This is a genomic window from Salinicoccus sp. Bachu38 (genome assembly GCF_038561955.2).
GTDB classification, from domain to species: domain Bacteria; phylum Bacillota; class Bacilli; order Staphylococcales; family Salinicoccaceae; genus Salinicoccus; species Salinicoccus bachuensis.
Map to the genome: position 1 here is coordinate 1,039,749 of NZ_CP138333.2, position 20,076 is coordinate 1,059,824.

Annotated in this window: 17 protein-coding genes; all 17 read left to right on the forward strand. The window is 51.6% G+C overall.

Annotation, left to right across the window (positions count from 1 at the left end; translation table 11 throughout):
- The first annotated feature begins 11 nt into the window (after positions 1–11).
- The 17 genes from hslU (at position 12) to infB (ending at position 20,075) form a co-directional block, all read left to right on the forward strand.
- Positions 12–1,382 (forward strand): ATP-dependent protease ATPase subunit HslU, encoded by a 1,371-nt coding sequence (hslU, locus tag RQP18_RS05160; RefSeq protein WP_342389090.1) that lies wholly within the window; start codon positions 12–14, stop codon positions 1,380–1,382.
- A gap of 18 nt (positions 1,383–1,400) precedes the next feature.
- Complete coding sequence (gene codY, locus RQP18_RS05165; RefSeq protein WP_342389091.1) at positions 1,401–2,171, forward strand: GTP-sensing pleiotropic transcriptional regulator CodY; 771 nt, start codon at positions 1,401–1,403, stop codon at positions 2,169–2,171.
- Between the two features lie 155 nt (positions 2,172–2,326).
- Entirely contained in the window at positions 2,327–3,097 is a 771-nt protein-coding gene (gene rpsB / locus RQP18_RS05170; RefSeq protein WP_342389092.1) for a 30S ribosomal protein S2, read from the forward strand.
- Positions 3,098–3,198: 101 nt separating this feature from the next.
- Positions 3,199–4,077, forward strand: a complete 879-nt coding sequence (tsf, locus tag RQP18_RS05175) for a translation elongation factor Ts (RefSeq protein ID WP_342389093.1) — start codon at positions 3,199–3,201, stop codon at positions 4,075–4,077.
- A gap of 133 nt (positions 4,078–4,210) precedes the next feature.
- On the forward strand, positions 4,211–4,933 hold the full coding sequence (gene pyrH, locus RQP18_RS05180) for a UMP kinase (protein ID WP_342389094.1): 723 nt from the start codon (positions 4,211–4,213) through the stop codon (positions 4,931–4,933).
- A gap of 15 nt (positions 4,934–4,948) precedes the next feature.
- Entirely contained in the window at positions 4,949–5,506 is a 558-nt protein-coding gene (gene frr, locus RQP18_RS05185) for a ribosome recycling factor (protein ID WP_342389095.1), read from the forward strand.
- Between the two features lie 130 nt (positions 5,507–5,636).
- Positions 5,637–6,389 carry an isoprenyl transferase gene (locus tag RQP18_RS05190; protein WP_342389096.1) on the forward strand — a complete coding sequence of 251 codons (753 nt, stop codon included), beginning with the start codon at positions 5,637–5,639 and terminating at the stop codon, positions 6,387–6,389.
- A gap of 1 nt (position 6,390) precedes the next feature.
- Positions 6,391–7,179, forward strand: coding sequence for a phosphatidate cytidylyltransferase (locus RQP18_RS05195; protein WP_342389097.1), 789 nt, complete (start codon positions 6,391–6,393; stop codon positions 7,177–7,179).
- Positions 7,180–7,200: 21 nt separating this feature from the next.
- On the forward strand, positions 7,201–8,325 hold the full coding sequence (locus tag RQP18_RS05200; protein ID WP_342389098.1) for a 1-deoxy-D-xylulose-5-phosphate reductoisomerase: 1,125 nt from the start codon (positions 7,201–7,203) through the stop codon (positions 8,323–8,325).
- Positions 8,326–8,329: 4 nt separating this feature from the next.
- Entirely contained in the window at positions 8,330–9,613 is a 1,284-nt protein-coding gene (gene rseP, locus RQP18_RS05205; protein ID WP_342389100.1) for an RIP metalloprotease RseP, read from the forward strand.
- 11 nt (positions 9,614–9,624) lie between these two features.
- Positions 9,625–11,313, forward strand: a complete 1,689-nt coding sequence (locus tag RQP18_RS05210; protein WP_342389101.1) for a proline--tRNA ligase — start codon at positions 9,625–9,627, stop codon at positions 11,311–11,313.
- A gap of 54 nt (positions 11,314–11,367) precedes the next feature.
- Positions 11,368–15,651: a PolC-type DNA polymerase III gene (locus RQP18_RS05215; protein WP_373446139.1), complete on the forward strand. Its 4,284-nt coding sequence runs from the start codon at positions 11,368–11,370 to the stop codon at positions 15,649–15,651.
- Between the two features lie 117 nt (positions 15,652–15,768).
- Positions 15,769–16,236 carry a ribosome maturation factor RimP gene (gene rimP, locus RQP18_RS05220; protein WP_342389102.1) on the forward strand — a complete coding sequence of 156 codons (468 nt, stop codon included), beginning with the start codon at positions 15,769–15,771 and terminating at the stop codon, positions 16,234–16,236.
- Positions 16,237–16,252: 16 nt separating this feature from the next.
- Positions 16,253–17,305, forward strand: coding sequence for a transcription termination factor NusA (gene nusA, locus RQP18_RS05225; protein ID WP_342389103.1), 1,053 nt, complete (start codon positions 16,253–16,255; stop codon positions 17,303–17,305).
- A 19-nt stretch (positions 17,306–17,324) separates the two neighbouring features.
- Complete coding sequence (gene rnpM, locus RQP18_RS05230; RefSeq protein ID WP_342389104.1) at positions 17,325–17,609, forward strand: RNase P modulator RnpM; 285 nt, start codon at positions 17,325–17,327, stop codon at positions 17,607–17,609.
- A complete protein-coding gene (locus RQP18_RS05235) occupies positions 17,606–17,914 on the forward strand; it encodes a L7Ae/L30e/S12e/Gadd45 family ribosomal protein (protein WP_342389105.1) in 309 nt (102 codons plus the stop codon). Before rnpM ends, RQP18_RS05235 begins: the two co-directional genes overlap by 4 nt.
- Positions 17,915–17,918: 4 nt before the next feature.
- On the forward strand, positions 17,919–20,075 hold the full coding sequence (infB, locus tag RQP18_RS05240) for a translation initiation factor IF-2 (RefSeq protein WP_342389106.1): 2,157 nt from the start codon (positions 17,919–17,921) through the stop codon (positions 20,073–20,075).
- Position 20,076: the final 1 nt, after the last annotated feature.

Consider the following 20,076-nt stretch of genomic DNA (forward strand, 5'->3'; position numbering starts at 1 on the left):
GAGCGTTTGAATTGAGACAAAATCTTACTCCGAGGGAGATCACTGCCAAACTCGATGACGATATCATCGGCCAGCAGGAAGCCAAGCGCAAAGTGGCGATTGCGATGCGCAACCGATATCGGCGCATGCAGCTCGAGTCTTCATTGAAGGATGAAGTCGTACCGAAGAACATACTGATGATCGGACCAACAGGGGTCGGCAAGACCGAGATCGCCAGAAGAATGGCCAAGCTGACAGGTGCACCATTTTCAAAAGTGGAAGCGACGAAGTTCACTGAAGTTGGATATGTCGGCAGGGACGTCGAGAGCATGGTCCGCGACCTGGTCGAAGCAAGCGTCCGCATGGTCAAGGAAGAAAAGATGAAGATGGTGGAAGATGACGCTCGAAAGCTTGCCGAGGAGCGTCTTGTCGGCCTGCTCGCACCGGGTGAGAAGCGCAGGCAGACAAACTCGAATCCTTTCGAAATGTTCATGAACCAGCAATCCGAGGGCGAGTATGAGGAAGTGACGTCCGAAGTCAGGGCGAAGCGTATGAATCTGAGGGAGAAGTTGGCCTCCGGCCTGCTGGAAGATGACGAGGTCACCATTGAAGTCGAGCAGGAACAGAATCCGATGGGCATGATGATGCCGGGAATGGATGAGGGCGGCATGCAGGACATGCTCAAGCAGTTCATGCCGAAGAAGAAGCACAAGCGTACCATGCCGGTCAAAAAGGCGAGGGAATACCTGAAGCGTGAAGAGGCTGAGAAGATCGTCGATACCGACAATGTGAATGACGAGGCGATATCGCTTGCCGAGACGATGGGCATCATCTTCATTGATGAAATGGACAAGATCGCCAAGGGCGGCCAGAATACGGGGGACGTCTCCCGGGAAGGTGTGCAGAGGGATATCCTGCCGATAGTCGAAGGCAGCACCGTCCAGACGAAGTATGGACCGATAGATACCGAGCATATTCTCTTCATCGGTGCGGGAGCATTCCATGTCGCCAAGCCGAGCGACCTGATTCCGGAACTCCAGGGGCGCTTCCCGATCCGTGTCGAACTCGACAAGCTCAAGGCGGAGGACTTCGTCAAAATACTGCAGGAGCCGAAAAGTTCGCTGCTCAGGCAGTACGAAGCACTCCTCAAAACAGAGGATGTGACCATTTCCTTCACGGATGAAGCCATCACGGAGATTGCCAAGATCGCCTTTGAGGTGAACAGTGACACGGATGATATCGGTGCAAGGCGTCTCCATACCATCCTTGAGACCCTGCTCGAGGAGCTGCTCTTCGAAGCAAGCGGCATGCAGGGTGCGCACGTGGAGATAACCCGGCAATATGTGGAATCGAAACTGAACAATATCAAGTCCGACAAGAATTTGAGTGCATTTATTTTATAACCTAAAAGGAGAATTACCATGAGCAACCTATTACAGAAAACAAGAGAGATCAACAAGCTTATCCAGAGTCATCAAGGCGTCAAAGTGGACTTCAAGGAAGTATCGGAAAAGGTGAGTGGTGTACTGGAGTGCAATGTATTCATCGTTTCCCGCAAAGGGAAGCTGCTGGGATACGGCATCAACCAGAAGATTGAGAACGAACGTATTGTTGAAATGCTGGAAGCGAGAAGGTTCCCTGAGGAATATGTTGAAAAGATCATGAGTATCAATGAAACCCAGGAGAACATCGCGTTCGAAGACAAACTGACTGTATTCCCTACGGAAGATTCCTTCCAGGATTCCGAAACTTGCATCCTGCCAATCTTCGGCGGTGGAGAGCGTCTCGGCACACTCGTGCTCGGCCGTGTATCCAAACAGTTCGAAGATGATGACCTGGTACTTGCAGAATACGCAGGCACTGTTGTAGGAATGGAAATTCTCCGTGAAAAGCAGGAGGAAATAGAGCAGAAGGCACGCGACAAGGCGAGCATCGCCATGGCAATCCGCTCCCTTTCCTATTCCGAACGTGAAGCGATAGAGCATATCTTCGATGAGCTCGATGCGGACGAAGGACTTCTCGTCGCCTCCAAAGTCGCAGACCGGGTGGGCATCACACGTTCGGTCATCGTCAACGCACTGCGCAAGCTGGAAAGTGCCGGCGTCATCGAATCGCGTTCCCTCGGCATGAAAGGGACGTTCATCAAGGTCAAAAAAGAGGACTTCCTGCCGGAACTCAGAAAAGAAAGCTGATCAGGCCGAATCAGGGGTTTGATTTAACGGCTGAAATGTGGTATATTATTCAAGGCTGAAAACAGCCCATCACACACAGTATGGTGAATTGGAGACAGGTGCCTCACGGTCGTTTCCACAGCTGTACTGGAGGAAAAACCAAAGGAGGAAATATCATGGCAGTAATTACAATGAAGCAACTGCTTGAAGCTGGTGTACACTTCGGTCACCAGACACGTCGTTGGAACCCGAAAATGAAGAGATACATCTTCACGGAAAGAAACGGCATCTACATCATCGATCTACAGAAAACAGTCAAAAAAGTAGGAGAGGCATACGATTTCGTAAAAAGCATCTCTGAAGAAGGCGGAAAAGTCCTTTTTGTCGGTACCAAAAAACAGGCTCAGGACGCAATCAAGGAAGAAGCGGAGCGCGCTGGTCAACTTTACGTCAACCAGAGATGGCTCGGTGGTATCCTTACCAACTACAAAACAATTTCAAAGCGTATCAGACGCATCTCTGAAATCGAGAAAATGGAAGCAGACGGCATCTTCGATGTACTTCCGAAGAAGGAAGTCATGGAACTCCGCAAAGAGTATAACCGTCTGAACAAATTCCTCGGCGGTATCCGTGAGATGAAGGAAATGCCGAAGGCACTCTTCATCGTCGATCCAAGAAAAGAGCGCAACGCAATCATGGAAGCCAAGAAACTCAACATTCCAATCGTTGCGATGGTCGATACAAACTGTGATCCAGACGAAATCGACTATGTCATCCCTGCGAACGACGACGCAATCCGTGCTGTCAGACTGATGACAAGCAAAATGGCGGATGCGGTACTCGAAGGACAGCAGGGCGTTTCCGATCAGGAAATCGCTGCAGAGCAGAACATCGACATGGAAGAAGGCTCCGAAGAGGAGACTGTCGAAGCGGGCGAAAGCAAATAAAGCATTAAACAACGGTGATAAGTTCCTTATTCTTATCACCTTTTTTAAAGACTGGGGAATGTTCCCAGCCTCTATAAAATATGATTCCAGGAGGATGGAAAATGGCTATTTCTGCAAAATTGGTTAAAGAACTACGTGAAAAAACTGGTGCTGGAATGATGGACTGCAAGAAAGCACTCCAGGAAACTGATGGTGACATCGACAAAGCGGCAGACTATCTCCGTGAAAAAGGCATCTCCAAAGCTGCCAAGAAAGCGGACCGCATCGCTGCTGAAGGCATCGTGCATGTCGCTTCCAAAGGCAACGATGGTGTCATTGTCGAAATCAATTCCGAAACCGACTTCGTTGCACGCAACGAAGAATTCCAAAAACTCGTCAAAGATGTCGCAGAGCACATCCTTGACACTAAACCTGCTGATATCGAAGCACTCAATGCTTCCGAAATGAATGGCAAAAAAGTCGAAGACGTCATGAATGAAGCAGTGGCTAAAATCGGTGAGAAACTCACTCTGAGAAGGTTCGCCCTTGCTGAAAAGACGGACAATGATGCATTCGGCGAATACCTCCACATGGGTGGACGCATCGGTGTCCTGACACTTGTGGAAGGTTCCACTGACGACGCTGCAGCGAAAGATGTTGCAATGCACGCAGCGGCACTGAACCCTAAATATGTCTCCAAAGATGAAGTATCCCAGGAAGAGCTCGAGCATGAAAGGGAAGTTCTCAAACAACAGGCACTGAACGAAGGCAAGCCTGAAAAGATCGTCGACAAGATGGTGGAAGGCAGAATGCGCAAGTATCTCGAAGAGATCTGCATCGTCGACCAGCCGTTCGTCAAGGATTCCGATCAGACTGTGGAACAGTTCCTGAAATCCAAAGGCGGTACACTTAAAACTTTCATCCGCTTCGAAGTGGGCGAAGGTCTTGAGAAAAGACAGGAAAACTTTGCTGATGAAGTGATGGGGCAAGTGAATAAATAATAAAAAGACACTTCGGTGTCTTTTTTTCAGATAAGAAAAATTTATTCTTCTTGTCATCAGATGCCACCATGGTGGCAAACAAGCATTTCCGACTGAATGGATAGAATATTAAATTATGTAAGGATGGAGACATATGCCTGAGACTTCCAAATACAAACGTATTGTACTGAAATTGAGTGGTGAGGCCCTGGCTGGTGAAGATGGCTTCGGCATCAATCCGGTCGTAATCAAGAATATCGCCGAGCAGGTGAAGGGAGCCAAGGATCTGGGTGTGGAGATCGCAGTCATCGTCGGCGGCGGAAACATATGGCGGGGGAAGGTCGGCAGTGACCTCGGCATGGACAGGGGCACAGCAGACTACATGGGCATGCTCGCCACCGTCATGAATTCACTTGCACTTCAGGACAGCCTGGAACAGCTCGATTGTGAAACACGTGTGCTCACGTCAATAGAAATGAAACAGGTGGCTGAGCCCTATATAAGAAGACGTGCAATCAGGCATCTCGAAAAGGGGCGTATTGTGATCTTTGCAGCAGGCATAGGCAATCCGTACTTCTCCACCGATACGACCGCGGCACTTCGTGCAGCTGAGGTCGAGGCGGATGTCATCCTGATGGGCAAGAATAATGTGGATGGTGTCTATTCAGCTGATCCGAAGCTCGATGACAGTGCGCACAAGTACGATACACTCACCTATATGGAAATGCTGCAGGAGAATCTGCAGGTCATGGATGCAACTGCTTCATCCTTTTGTATGGACAATGATATACCGCTTGTGGTATTTTCGATTACAGAAGACGGCAATATAAAACGTGCTGTATCAGGCGAGACAATCGGTACAGAAATCAAAAAGTAATGGGAGAGAAAGAACATGAGTGAATCAGTCTTAAAAGATGCCAAGGCAAAAATGCAGAAGTCTCTGGAAAGCTTGAGTAGGGAGCTTGCTTCAATCCGCACAGGCCGTGCGAACTCAAACATGCTCGATCGTGTAACCGTGGACTACTATGGTGCCCCGACCCCTGTCAACCAGCTCGCAGGCATATCCGTGCCTGAAGCGCGGATGCTTACGGTGACACCTTACGACAAAGGTTCGGTTGATGATGTCCTGAAAGCCATCCAGCAAGCTGATCTTGGCGTGAATCCTACAAGTGACGGCACGATGATCCGCATCACCGTACCGCAGCTGACAGAGGAACGCCGCAAGGAATTCGTCAAGGATGCCCGCAAGGAGGGCGAAAATGCCAAAGTAGCAATCCGCAACATCAGACGTGATGCCAATGACGAATTGAAACGTCTTCAAAAAGATGGGGAACTGACTGAAGACGATCTCAGAAGCTATACAGAAGATGTACAGCAGCTGACGAATGACTACATCGATCAGATTGACAAGGTGTGCGACGACAAAGAAAGCGACATCATGGAAGTCTGAATCATCATTCCAGGGCAGGATTTTCCTGCCTGTTTTTTTATGTTCTCTATATTATATGGTAGAATAAAGTGATTGAGGACACGATATTATCAATGTATACTAATAATTATAATGCTTCAGGAGGATTGTTATGTTTGGTTGGAAGAAGCAAAAGAGAACCGATTCCGAAAAAGAGCTGCCTGCACATATCGCTATCATCATGGATGGAAATGGAAGGTATGCCAAACAGAAAAATAAACCACGGGTAAACGGTCATTATGAAGGCATGCAGAATGTAAAAAGCATTACACGGCATGCTTCAGATCTCGGCATCAAGTATTTGACTCTATATGCTTTTTCCACGGAGAACTGGTCGCGGCCGAAAAGCGAAGTAAACTATCTGATGAAACTGCCGGGGGATTTCCTCGGAACGTTTCTGCCGGAACTCATAGAGAAGAATGTCAAGGTCGGCACCATCGGAAACCTTGACGCCCTGCCGATACATACGAAAAAAGCCGTACAGCAGGCGATTGATAAGACATCCCATAATACAGGACTGAATCTTATCTTTGCACTCAACTACGGGGGGCGGGATGAACTGATCCAGGCATTTCGGACAATGGCCAATGAAGTTTCCAGCGGTGCTCTCGACCCGGAGGACATCACGGCTGAAATGGTGGACCAGAATCTCATGACATGTACAATCCCCGATCCTGAAATGCTCATCCGCACAAGCGGAGAATACAGGCTGAGCAACTTTCTGCTATGGCAGTCGTCATACAGTGAGCTGTTTTTCACTGAAACACTGTGGCCTGAATTTTCGACAGAAGAACTCGATCAGATGATTTCCCAATACAGGAAGCGTGAGAGAAGGTTCGGGGGACTTACCAAAGAGGAGGAATGACATGAAGACGAGGACGATAACTGCAATCATCGCCTTATTAATTTTTGTACCCATTGTCGTTTTAGGTTCATGGCCTCTGCTGATCACAGTCTTCCTTCTGGCCTATACTGCGCTTTATGAAATACTCAAGATGAACCGGATTCACATCTTCTCCATTCCCGGAATGCTCTCCATGGTGGCTCTTTTCATCATCATGATGCCACAGGAGTCCTATATGCCATATATTTCGATGTTCCAGGTGGACCTGATCATCGTCATGGCACTGCTCATGCTGAGTTTCACCGTCATCAGCAAGAACAGGTTCTCGTTTGTGGATATGGGATTCTGCGTGCTCGCAGTGGCCTATGTCGGCATCGGCTTCATGTATTTCTACGAAACGCGGGAAGAGGGCATCATCTACATACTGTACGGCTTGCTGATCGTCTGGGTCACTGACACGGGCGCCTATCTTTTCGGCCGTGCAACGGGCCGCAGGAAACTGTGGCCGCAAATCAGTCCGAACAAGACCGTCGAAGGCTTCCTCGGAGGCATATTCTGCAGCGTGCTGCTGGCCCTCCTGTTCTATCTGACGGGCTGGATCGAAGGCGTCCATGTCCTTCTATTCCTGTTCCTGACAATGATTCTGAGCATGTTCGGACAACTGGGAGACCTCGTGGAATCCGCACTGAAACGCCATTTCGACGTCAAGGATTCAGGGCGGCTGCTGCCGGGACACGGCGGTGTGCTCGACCGTTTCGACAGCTTCATCTTCGTTCTGCCCCTGATGAACATATTACCGATAATAACTTAATCCAGAATACAGGTGAGTCATATGAAAAAAATTTCCATACTAGGTGCAACAGGCTCCATAGGGACACAGGCGCTGACAGTCATAGGAAACAATCCTGAGCAGTTCGAACTCGGCAGCATCTCGATAGGCACGAATATAAAAGCGCTTGAGAAGATTCTTGAATCATTCAGACCGAAACTGGTGAGCGTCATGAAGGAATCGGACCGCCTCCGCCTGAAAGACAGGTATCCTGACATCGAGTTCACTTATGGCCGGGAAGGACTGATGGCGGTTGCGACGGATGACTCGGACACCCTGCTTACAGCCATAATGGGCAGTGTCGGCCTGGAACCGACATTGGCTGCAATCGATGCGGGCAAGGACATTGCGCTTGCCAACAAGGAGACGCTTGTCGCTGCCGGGGAGATTGTAATGGCGAAAGCCAGGGAGAAGGATGTCTCCATCATCCCCGTCGATTCGGAGCATTCTGCAATATTCCAGTGCCTGAGAGGTGAGGACCTGCGTGAGATGAGGCGCATCATCCTGACCGCAAGCGGCGGTTCCTTCCGGGACCTTTCCCGGGATGAACTCCAGGATGTGACGCTCGAGCGTGCGCTCGATCATCCAAACTGGTCGATGGGCCGGAAGATCACGATCGACTCCGCAACGATGATGAACAAGGGACTCGAAGTCATCGAGGCAAAATGGCTTTTTGATGCCCGGGTGGACCAGATTTCCACAATACTGCATCGGGAGAGCACGATCCACTCCATGGTCGAATTCGTCGACAACAGCGTCATGGCGCAGATGGGGACACCGGATATGAAGACGGCCATCCAGTTTGCATTCAGCCATCCAAAAAGGCTGCCGATGAACAATCCAATGGATTTCGATGCACTCGGCCAGCTCAACTTCAAACCGATGGATATGGAGCGTTTCCGTATGCTTGCGCTCGCCTATGATGCGCTCCGGACAGGCGGCACGATGCCGGCTGTCATGAATGCTTCCAATGAATATGCAGTGAACCGCTTCCTCGAGGGGGAAATCTCCTTTCTGGAAATAGAGGAGATCGTCGAATCGCGCATGGACAGTCATGAGGCGATCCAGAACCCGGATCTCGATACGGTCCTCTACTACGACCGGCTCTACAAGTCTGATATGAGGTGATGAAATGACCGGCATTTTAGCTTTTATTGTTGTTTTCGGTGTGCTGGTGACGGTTCACGAACTCGGACACCTGATCTTTGCCAAACGGGCCGGCATCATGTGTCCCGAGTTTGCCATCGGCATGGGACCGAAGATATTTTCATATAAATATAATGACACGCTCTATACCGTACGGCTGCTGCCCGTCGGCGGCTACGTGCGTATGGCTTCCGAAGAGATGGAAGTCAATCCATTGAATGCTGGTATGCGGGTGCAGCTCAAGGTAGATGATAGGGATGAGATCACGCATATCATCCTCGATGACAAGCACAACTTTACACAGATAGAAGAAGTGGAAGTCATCGAATCCGATATTACGAAAGGGATGTATATCCGGGCGAGCCGTCTCCATGACGGCGAGGAGGTCACCTACGACCTTGCGCACGAAGCCTATTTTGTCGAGAACTCTCAGCTGGAACGCATTGCGCCGAAAGAGGCACGGTTCGAATCGAAGTCCGTTGGACATCGTTTCATGACGCTTGCTGCCGGACCGCTGATGAACTTCGTCCTGGCATTCGTCCTGTTCACGGTGCTGTTCTACGTCAATGGAAAACCGACAGATGAAGCGGTCGTCGGTTTTGTTGCGGAGGATACACCGGCAGAGGAAGCGGGGCTCCAGGAAGGGGACCGGCTCGAGACCATCAACGGCGAGACGGTGGATGGCTGGAATGACATGTCGGCCATCATCCAGGAGGAAGGGGAGCAGCCACTCGATATCGAGGTCACCAACGATGGTGAATCCCGGATGGTGGAAATGACCCCGGTTGTCGAAACGACGGAGCTTCCGGACGGGGAAACGGCGGAACGCCTAATCATCGGCATCGGCGCTGAGATGGAACGCGGGGTATTCACCCCGATACTGTGGGGCGCTGAACAGACATATGAGATGGGCACGCTGATATTCCGTCTTGTCGTCGAAATGTTTGCAAGCATCGTCAATGGGACGTTCTCGTTCGACATGCTGAACGGACCGGTCGGCATATACAAGGTGACTGAAGAGGTGGCGGCACAGGGGCTGATCACACTGGTCAATTTTACGGCCATCCTGAGCGTCAACCTCGGCATCATGAACCTGCTGCCGATTCCTGCATTGGACGGGGGACGCATCCTGTTCGTCCTCTATGAAGGCATATTCAGAAAACCGCTGAACAAGAAGGTTGAACTGAACATCCAGTTGATTGGCGTACTGTTCCTGCTGATGGTCATGATTCTAGTAACATGGAATGACATAAAGACATTTTTCCTTTAGGAGTGAAATGAATGAGACAATCCAGAATGTTTATACCAACAATGCGTGAAACGCCGCAGGACGCAGACAGCCTGAGCCACCGTCTGATGCTGAAGGCGGGCATGATCAAACAGATGGCGAGCGGCATCTACACCTACCTGCCGATCACGAAGCTCGTGCTGAACAACATCGAACAGATCGTCAGGGAAGAGATGAACGCCATCGACGGCGTGGAAATCCACATGCCCGTTCTGCATCCGAAGGAACTTTGGCAGGAATCCGGTCGCTGGGAGGCGTACGGCAGCGAACTGATGCGGATGAAGGATCGACACGAGCGTGATTTCGCCCTCGGACCGACACATGAGGAGATCGTGACGGCCCTGCTGCGCGACGAGCTGAAGAGCTACAAGAAGCTCCCGTTGACGCTGTTCCAGATCCAGACGAAATTCCGGGACGAACTGCGTCCACGGTTTGGGCTGCTGCGCGGCCGCGAGTTCATCATGAAGGATGCCTATTCCTTCCATAGCAATGAAGCTTCACTGGATGAGACATATCACGATATGTACAATGCCTATTCGAACATCTTCTCACGTGTCGGACTGAACTATCGTGCAGTCGAAGCGGATTCCGGGGCGATCGGCGGAAGCCACACCCATGAATTCATGGCGCTCGCGGATATCGGTGAAGATACGATCGCATACACCGACGGCAGCAACTATGCAGCGAACATCGAGAAGGCGGGCTGTCCGGTACCGGAAGCGAAGGAGATCCACAGCGACAGGGAAATGGAGAAGGTGGCAACACCGGATGTATCCACATGCAGCTCCCTTGCGGAATTCCTGGACATCAATCTCGAGGAGACGACGAAGACGATGGTCATGCGTGTCGACAACGACTACGTGATGATCCTGCTTCGGGGAGACCACGAGCTGAACGACGTGAAGGTCAAGTCCCATTTCGGCACCGATGACATCGACTTCGCGACGGATGAAGAGATGGAGAACCTGCTGAATGCTTCACCAGGCAGTCTTGGCCCGGTCGGAACCAGTCTGCCGGTATATCTGGACCATCAGGTCAGGAATATGCAGGACTATCCGACAGGGGCGAACGAAAGCGGCCATCATTTCATCAATGTCAATCATGGACGCGACTTCGAGGTCAGGGCGTTCGGAGATTTCCGCTTCATCACAGAAGGGGAAATGGCACAGGATGACAGCGGACCGGTCAAGTTCATGAAGGGCATAGAAGTTGGACAGGTATTCAAACTGGGTACCAAATATTCAGAAGCGATGAATCTGAATGTACTGGATGAGAACGGCAGGAGCGTGCCTGTACTCATGGGCTGCTACGGTGTCGGCATTTCGAGGACACTGTCCGCCATCATTGAAAGCCACCATGACGACCGGGGCATCATCTGGCCGAAGGCCGTCACGCCTTTCGACGTGCATATCATCACCGCCAATCCGAAGGATGAGGAAGGTGCCGGCATTGCGGAGAGCCTCTATGAGGAGCTCGGCAAAAGGTATCGTGTGCTGTATGATGATAGGAAAGAGCGTGCAGGTGTAAAATTTGCGGACTCAGACCTTATTGGCCTGCCGTACAGAATCGTCGTCGGCCGTGCCGCCAAAGAGGGGAAAGTGGAAGTGAAGGCAAGAGGCAGTGAAGAATCCATGGATCTGCCGATAGATGACGTAATGCAGTATCTGGAAGTGAACTATTAAAAGAAGTTGGGCGCGTAAATCCTGGATTTACGCGCTTTTATAGGAGTGTTGCAAGTGAAGGGAAAGGATCAGTTCAACATCCTGCTCGAACAGGCAGGTATCAGGGGGAATGAAAACTATCTGTCGACCGGCACATTGAAGAGGGTCGTGTCGGATGACGATAGAAGGCTGTGGGAATTCCATCTGCATTTTGAGCAGATGATACCTGCTTCATTAAGGAGCATGATGGAAAAAAGCGTCAAGGATGCCTTTTCGAATATCGCAGATACGAAATTGATCATTTCTGCAGATCATTACACGGACAAGGATATCATCGACTATCTGGAGTATGCCCTCATCAACATCAATGTCAATGAGAACATCCGCTTCCAGCTGCTCAACTGTGACAAGCAGTTCAAGGACGGCATTCTGATGTTTTCAGTACAGAATGAAATTGAAGTGGCGCATTTCAACAAGCACATCAACGGTAATCTGACTGCTGCCTACAACACGTATGGCATGCCGATCAGCGCGGTGGAATTCCATGCCGACAGGGCATTGGATACAGATCGACGGACAAAGCTCGAGGCACGTCTGAAAGAAGAGAAGACGGAACTTGTCCAGGGCTTCATCGAACAGCAGAAGGACAACGAAGCGGATATGAAGCAGCAGGAGGAAGCGGTCGTCAAGCAGATCGGCAAGTCCATGAACATGAGTGATATCCGGCCGCTTGAAACGGTCGTCGAGGAAGAGTTCAATGTCAAGGTGGAAGGGGTCATCTTCGATTCCGAAGTCAGGGAACTCCGGACCGGCCGCAAGATACTCCAGCTGAAGATCACCGACTATACCGACTCGATCGCCGCCAAGATGTTCTCCCGCCACGGCAAGAATGACGATGCAGTCTTCGATGCCTTGTCGAAGAACGACTGGGTGATCATCGAAGGTAATGTGGAATACGATGAATTCTCAAGGGACATGGTGCTCATGATCCGCAACCTGAACGTCATCCACAAGCCCGAGAAGACGGACAGGAGTCCCGAGAAGCGGGTTGAATTGCACCTGCATTCAGAAATGAGCCAGATGGATGGGCTCAGGAATATCGGGGAATATGTCAAACGGGCGGCGGACTACGGCCACAAGGCAATTGCAGTGACCGATCATAACAATGCCCAGGCCTATCCGGATGCCTATTATGCCGCCCAGTCGAACGGCATCAAGATGATCTATGGCATGGAAGGGCTGCTGGTCGATGATGGTGCACCGATTGCCTACAGGCCGCAGGACATCGCTCTTGATACACATGAATATGTGGTGTTCGACGTCGAGACGACCGGCCTCTCTTCAAAATACGACAAGATCATCGAACTTGCCGGCGTCAAGGTGAAGGACGGGGAGATCATCGACCGCTTCGAACGTTTCAGCAACCCGAATGAACCGCTGACGGAAACCATCAAGGAGATTACGGGCATAACGGATGACATGCTGGTGGATGCACCGCCGATCTCGGAAGTGATCACAGATTTCAAGGAATGGGTGGATGATGCGATATTCGTTGCCCACAACGCGAGCTTTGACATGGGCTTCATAGAAGCGGCCTACAGCAGGGAGGGCCTTGGCTCCTACACCAACGGGGTCATCGATACGCTCGAACTGTCACGCGCGATCAACAAGGATTTCAAGAAGCATGGACTGAACATACTGGCTAAGAAATACAGTGTGGAACTGACCCAGCACCACCGTGCCATCTATGATGCGGAGGCGACCGCCTACATCTTTATCAAAATGCTGTCGCAGATCAGGAAGCTCGGCATAGACAATCACAGCCATATCAATGAAAAGCTTGCCGATTCCGATTCCTACAAACGGGCCATGCCGACGCACGTCACGCTGCTCGTCAGGAATCAGGAGGGGCTGAAGAACCTGTTCAAAATCGTGTCCTCATCACTGACCGACCACTTCTATAAGACTCCCCGGATACGGAAGCAGGTGCTTGAGAAATACCGGTCAGGCCTTCTGGTCGGCAGTGCATGCGATTCCGGAGAAGTGTTTACGACCATGATGCAGAAGTCCTATGAGCAGGCCAGGAAGGTTGCAGGCTTCTATGACTATCTCGAAATCTTCCCTAAAGCGCTCTACAGCCGTCTGCTCGACCGCGAAATCGTGCGGGACGAAGGGACGCTTGAGGAGATCATCACAAACATCATCACACTCGGCGAGGAACTGGACAAGCCGGTCGTCGCCACCGGCAATGTGCACTACCTGGACGAATCGGACAAGCTGTGCCGGGACATCCTTGTAAAAAGCAATCCGGGGAACCCGCTTTCCCGGGGTCGTCTGCCGGATGCACATTTCAGGACAACGGATGAAATGATGGAAGGGTTCGCCTTCCTCGATGAAGAGACCAGAAAAGAAGTCGTCATCGATGCACCAAACCGGATTGCCGATAGCATCGATGAAGTCGTACCGATCAAGGACAAGCTCTATACGCCGAACATCGAGGGTGCAAACGATGAGATACGGGAAATGAGCTACAGCAATGCCCGCAGACTTTACGGGGATGATCTTCCCGAGATCGTGGTCGAGCGGCTCGAAAAGGAACTCGACAGCATCATCGGGAATGGCTTCGCCGTCATCTATCTGATCAGTCAGAAGCTTGTCAAAAAATCCCTCGAAGACGGGTACCTCGTCGGGTCGCGTGGCTCCGTCGGTTCCAGCTTCGTTGCGACGATGACCGAAATCACCGAAGTGAACCCGCTGCCGCCGCACTATGTATGCCCGGAATGCCGGACAAGCGAGTTCTTCATGGATGGCAGCGTCAGCTCGGGCTATGATCTGCCCGACAAGGAATGCGGCACATGCGGCTCGGCCCTCATCAAGGAAGGTCAGGACATCCCGTTCGAGACCTTCCTCGGCTTCAAGGGGGACAAGGTGCCGGATATCGACCTGAACTTCAGCGGGGACTATCAGCCGGTCGCCCACAACTATACGAAGGAACTCTTCGGCGAGGATAAGGTCTTCCGTGCGGGTACGATCGGCACCGTTGCAGAGAAGACGGCTTTCGGCTATGTCAAAGGATTCCTGAATGACAATGGACTCCACAGGCGGGGTGCCGAAATCGACCGCCTCGTCCTCGGATGCAGCGGGGTCAAGCGGACGACCGGACAGCACCCGGGTGGCATCATCGTCGTCCCGGACTATATGGACATCTTCGATTTCACCCCGATCCAGTATCCGGCGGATGACACGGAATCCGAATGGAAGACGACGCACTTCGATTTCCATTCCATCCATGATAATCTGCTCAAGCTGGACATACTCGGGCATGATGATCCGACGATGATCCGCATGCTGCAGGACCTCTCAGGCATCGATCCGAAGACCGTGCCCGTAGACGACCAGGAGACGATGTCACTCTTCAATTCCCCGGAAGTGCTCGGGGTCACGGAAGAGGATATCGTATGCCGGACAGGAACGCTCGGCGTACCTGAATTCGGTACAGGATTTGTGCGGCAGATGCTCGAGGATACAAGGCCGTCGACATTTAGTGAGCTCGTCCAGATCTCAGGACTGTCCCACGGGACGGATGTGTGGCTCGGCAATGCCCAGGACCTCATCAGAAGCGGCACATGCGACCTCAAGAACGTCATCGGCTGCCGTGATGACATCATGGTCTATCTGATGTACCAGGGCCTGGAACCATCCCTCGCCTTCAACATCATGGAGAAGGTGAGGAAAGGGAAGGGGCTCTCAGAGGAGCATGAATCGGCGATGCGCGAACAGGGTGTGCCGGGATGGTACATCGAATCATGCAAGAAGATCAAATACATGTTCCCGAAAGCCCACGCGGCCGCCTATGTACTGATGGCCGTGAGGATTGCATACTTCAAGGTGCATTACCCGCTCTACTACTATGCAAGCTACTTCACCGTACGTGCCTCCGACTTCGACCTTCTGACGATGGTCAAGGACAGCACGACGATCAGACACAAGGTGAAGGAGATGAACCAGCGGTTCCAGGAGCTGACCAAAAAGGAGAAGGATACGCTCGTCGTACTGGAGCTTGCGAATGAGATGGCACAGCGCGGATACAAGATACTGCCGGTGGATGTCGAAAAGTCCGACAGCACCGAATTCAGGATCGAGGGGGATGCGCTCATCCCGCCATTCCTCGCTGTACCGGGACTTGGCGCCAGTGTCGCAAGGCGCATTGTCGAGGCGCGTGAAGAGGAGCCCTTCATTTCCAAGGAGGACCTGAACAAGCGTGCCGGCGTCTCTCCTAAGATCGTGGACTATCTGACCGAACTCGGCAGCCTCAACCATCTGCCGGACAAGGCCCAGCTGTCGATCTTCGACATGTAGCGTAGTTGCAGGCACAATGGCTCTGTGATATAATAGTTGTGATATTAAATACCCAGTCACAAGGAGAAGAACGGGCTAGCCCGTTCTTCTCTTAGTTTTGAAGGAGGGGAATGGACAGTGAACCGTACAGAACAGGATGTCATGACCCATGCACAGCCACTGATCGAGGAGATGGGGTACAAGCTCATCGAAGTGGAATATGTGAAAGAGGGTCCTGACTACTATTTGAGGCTGTATCTTGACAAGAAGGGTGGTATCACGCTCGAAGATTGTGCTCAGGCAAGTGAAGTGCTGAGTGAAAAACTCGATGAGTGGGATATCATCAGGGGGGGCTACTTCCTCGATGTCTCTTCTCCCGGCGCCGAACGTCCGATCAAAGATGATGACGACCTGGAAATGACATTGAACCAGGGCATATATGTAAAGACGTATCAGCAGATCGACGGCAACAAGGAATGGACAGGCATCCTGCAGGATTATGACTCTGATACAGTGACAATCGACTACAAGGAAAAAACACGCACAAAGACGGTTACGATTGGCCGGGATAGGATTGCGACCATACGCAAAGCGGTAATATTATGATTGGAGGCGCTTATTAGTGAACCAGGAACTACTGAATGCAATAGAATACCTTGAAAAGGAAAAGAGCATTCCCAACGAGGTGCTTGTCGAAACAATAGAGGCGGCACTTCTTACAGCCTATAAAAAGAACTACTCACAGCATAAGAATGTCAAAGTGGACCTGAATATGGAAAACGGCTCATACCGTGTCGTTTCCAGGAAAGATGTGGTGGAGGAGGTCGAGGACCCTACTGCGGAAATCGATCTTGAAACGGCCCGTACGGTCAACCCGGCATATGAAATCGGTGATCCTTATGACGAGGATGTCACACCGAAGGACTTCAACCGTGTCGGCGCCCAGGCTGCCAAGCAGGCAGTGATGCAGCGTCTCCGCGATGCAGAGCGGGGCATCCTGTACAATGAGTTCATCGACAAGGAGGACGAGGTCATGACGGGCCTGATCGACCGTGTCGACCATCGTTTCGTCCATATCCAGCTGGGACGGACGGACGCCGTATTGAGCGAAGCCGAAAGGATGCCGAATGAGGTATACCGTCCGAATGACAGGATCAAGGTCTATGTCAACAAGGTCGAGCAGACCACGAAGGGGCCGCAGATCTTCGTGTCGAGAACGCATCCGAATCTGCTGAAGCGCCTTTTCGAAAAGGAAGTGCCTGAAATCTTCGATGGGACTGTGGAGGTCATGAGCGTTGCAAGGGAAGCCGGAGAGCGTTCCAAGATCAGCGTCCATGCCCAAAACCCTGATGTCGACGCGGTCGGTTCCTGCGTCGGGGCAAGAGGTGCCCGGGTAGAGGCGATCGTCAATGAGCTTTCAGGCGAGAAGATCGACATCGTCCTGTGGAATGAGGACCCGAGAGTATTCGTCAAGAATGCCCTCAGCCCTTCCCAGGTCGTGGATGTCATCGTGGACGAGGACAACCAGTCCACAATGGTGATCGTACCGGACAACCAGCTCTCCCTTGCCATCGGCAAAAGAGGGCAGAATGCCCGTCTGGCTGCGAAACTGACAGGGTGGAAGATTGATATCAAAAGCGAATCCGACGCACGTGAAGAAGGCGTCATCGAATAAGACTTGTGGGTGATGTAGCATGAAGAAGAAAGTACCGCTCAGAAAATGTATCCTTACCAATGAAATGCATCCGAAAAAAGATCTGCTCCGTATCGTGGTGACGAAAGAGCGAGAGGTCTTCGTCGATCCGACGGGCAAGAAGAATGGACGCGGGAGCTACGTGGTCAAAGATCTTGAGAAGGTCGAAGCCGCACGCAAAGGCAGAAAGCTTGAAAGCAGGCTTGGCTTCGACAGCGATACGCTCTCCCCGGTATACGATGAGATCATCCGTCTGATCTACCGCGAGGACATCCCGAAAAGATGACGGACAGGATATTGAATCTTTTGGGGCTGGCCAAGCGCGCAGGCATGTTGACGACCGGGGAAGAGAAGACGATAGAATCCATCCAGCGCAATAGGGCCAAGATCGTCTTCATTGCCAGTGATGCAGGCAGCAGTACAGCAAAGAAAGTCAGAGATAAATGCAACTACTATGAAATACCATTGATTGATGATTATACCAACGAAGCCCTGAGCACGGCTACAGGCGCTTCGAACCGGGTTGTATTGTCAGTTACAGATTCAGGTTTCAGCCGGAAGATGCTGCAGCTTAAAGAGAAAGGAAAGTGATTCGATGAGTAAAATCAGAATCTACGAATATGCAAAAGAATGCGGAGTGCCAAGCAAAAAGGTGATCGAGTTCCTTCAGGCGAGGGATATCGAAGTGAAGAGCCACATGAAATCACTCGAAGACAGTGAGGTCAACCTCCTCAACAAGGAATTCAAGAAATCCGGTACTTCAGACAGCAGCTCCAGTAATAGCAGGCAGTCGAAAAGCCAGAACACCCAGAAGAGCAGTCAGGGCGGTCAGAACACCCAGAAAGGCGGCAAGGGCGGCCAGCAGAAGGGCGGTCAGAGTCCGCAGAGGAACAACAGGAACCACAAGCCCGGTGCAGGCAACAGGAACAAGAACAGCCGGAATCAGAAGCCCGGCAACAAGCAGAAGAACCAGAAGCCGGAGCCTGTCAAAAAAGAGGTGGAGCTTCCGAAGAACTTCACCTACCAGGAAGGCATCACAGTCGGTGAATTGGCAGAGAAGATCGGTGTGGATTCCTCAAAAATCATCAAAGATCTCTTCATGGTCGGCATCGTAGCGAACATCAACCAGGCACTGGACAATGATTCAGTGGAGCTGATTGCCAGTGACCATGGTTTCACTGCCGAACTCGAAGTCGTGGTTGATGATACGGACCTTGAGAATTATTTCGAACTCGGTGATGATCTGAACGAAGAAAGGCCAAGTGTCGTTACGATCATGGGTCACGTCGACCATGGCAAGACGACATTGCTCGATTCCATCCGCCACACGAAAGTGACGGCAGGAGAGGCGGGCGGCATCACGCAGCATATCGGTGCCTACCAGATCGAGTCGGGCGGCAAGAAGATCACGTTCCTCGACACACCGGGGCACGCCGCATTCACGACGATGCGTGCACGCGGTGCACAGGTGACGGACATTACAGTACTTGTCGTCGCTGCTGATGACGGTGTAATGCCTCAGACGATCGAAGCGATCAACCACGCAAAAGCTGCGGAAGTGCCGATCATCGTTGCCGTCAACAAAATGGACAAGCCGACGGCGAACCCCGAGCGTGTCATGACGGAACTTGGCGAACATGGCCTCTATCCAGAAGACTGGGGCGGAGATACGATTTTCGTCTCCCTGTCGGCACTGAGCGGTGAAGGCATCGAAGACCTGCTTGAAATGATCACGCTCGTCGGAGAAGTTGCAGAACTTAAGACGAAGAGTGACAGACCGGCAGTCGGAACAGTCATTGAAGCGGAACTCGACAAGTCAAGAGGTCCGGCAGCATCCCTGCTCGTCCAGCACGGTACACTGAAGGTCGGTGATTCCATCGTCGTCGGAAGTACTTTCGGCAAGGTCAGGGCAATGGTCGACGATCTTGGACGCCGCATTCAGGAGGCGGGGCCATCCACACCTGTGGAAATAACCGGTCTGAACGCCGTGCCGCATGCAGGCGACCGTTTCGTCGTCTTCAAGGACGACAAGACAGCACGCAGCATCGGTGAAGCGAGAAGTGAAGAACAGATCATGAAAGACCGTGAGCAGACATCTGCAGTAACACTCGACAACCTCTTCGAACAGATGAAGGAGGGCGAAACGAAAGACCTCAATATCATCATCAAAGGGGACGTACAGGGTTCCGTCGAGGCACTGAGTGCATCCCTCATGAAAATTGATGTCGAAGGTGTCAACGTGCGCATCATCCATACGGGTGTCGGCGCCATCAACGAATCAGATGTCACACTTGCCTCCGCCTCCGAAGCGATCATCATCGGCTTCAACGTCCGTCCGGATGTCAACGCCAAGAAGGCGGCGGAACGTGAGAAGGTCGACATGAGGCTCCACCGCATCATCTACAATGTCATCGAAGAGATCGAATCTGCGATGAAGGGCATGCTCGACCCTGAGTTCGAAGAGAAGGTCATCGGTAACGTGGAAGTCCGCCAGACATTCAAAGTGTCCAAGGTCGGCACGATTGCCGGCGCCTATGTGACGGATGGCAAAATCACCAGGGATTCAGGTGTAAGAGTCATCAGAGAGGGTATAGTTATCTATGAAGGTGAACTGGATACCCTCAAGCGTTTCAAAGATGACGCCAAGGAAGTGACTGCCGGATACGAATGCGGTCTCACGATCAAGAACTTCAACGACCTTAAAGAGGGAGACCAGATCGAACCTTATATCATGGTTGAAATTGAAAGGTGAT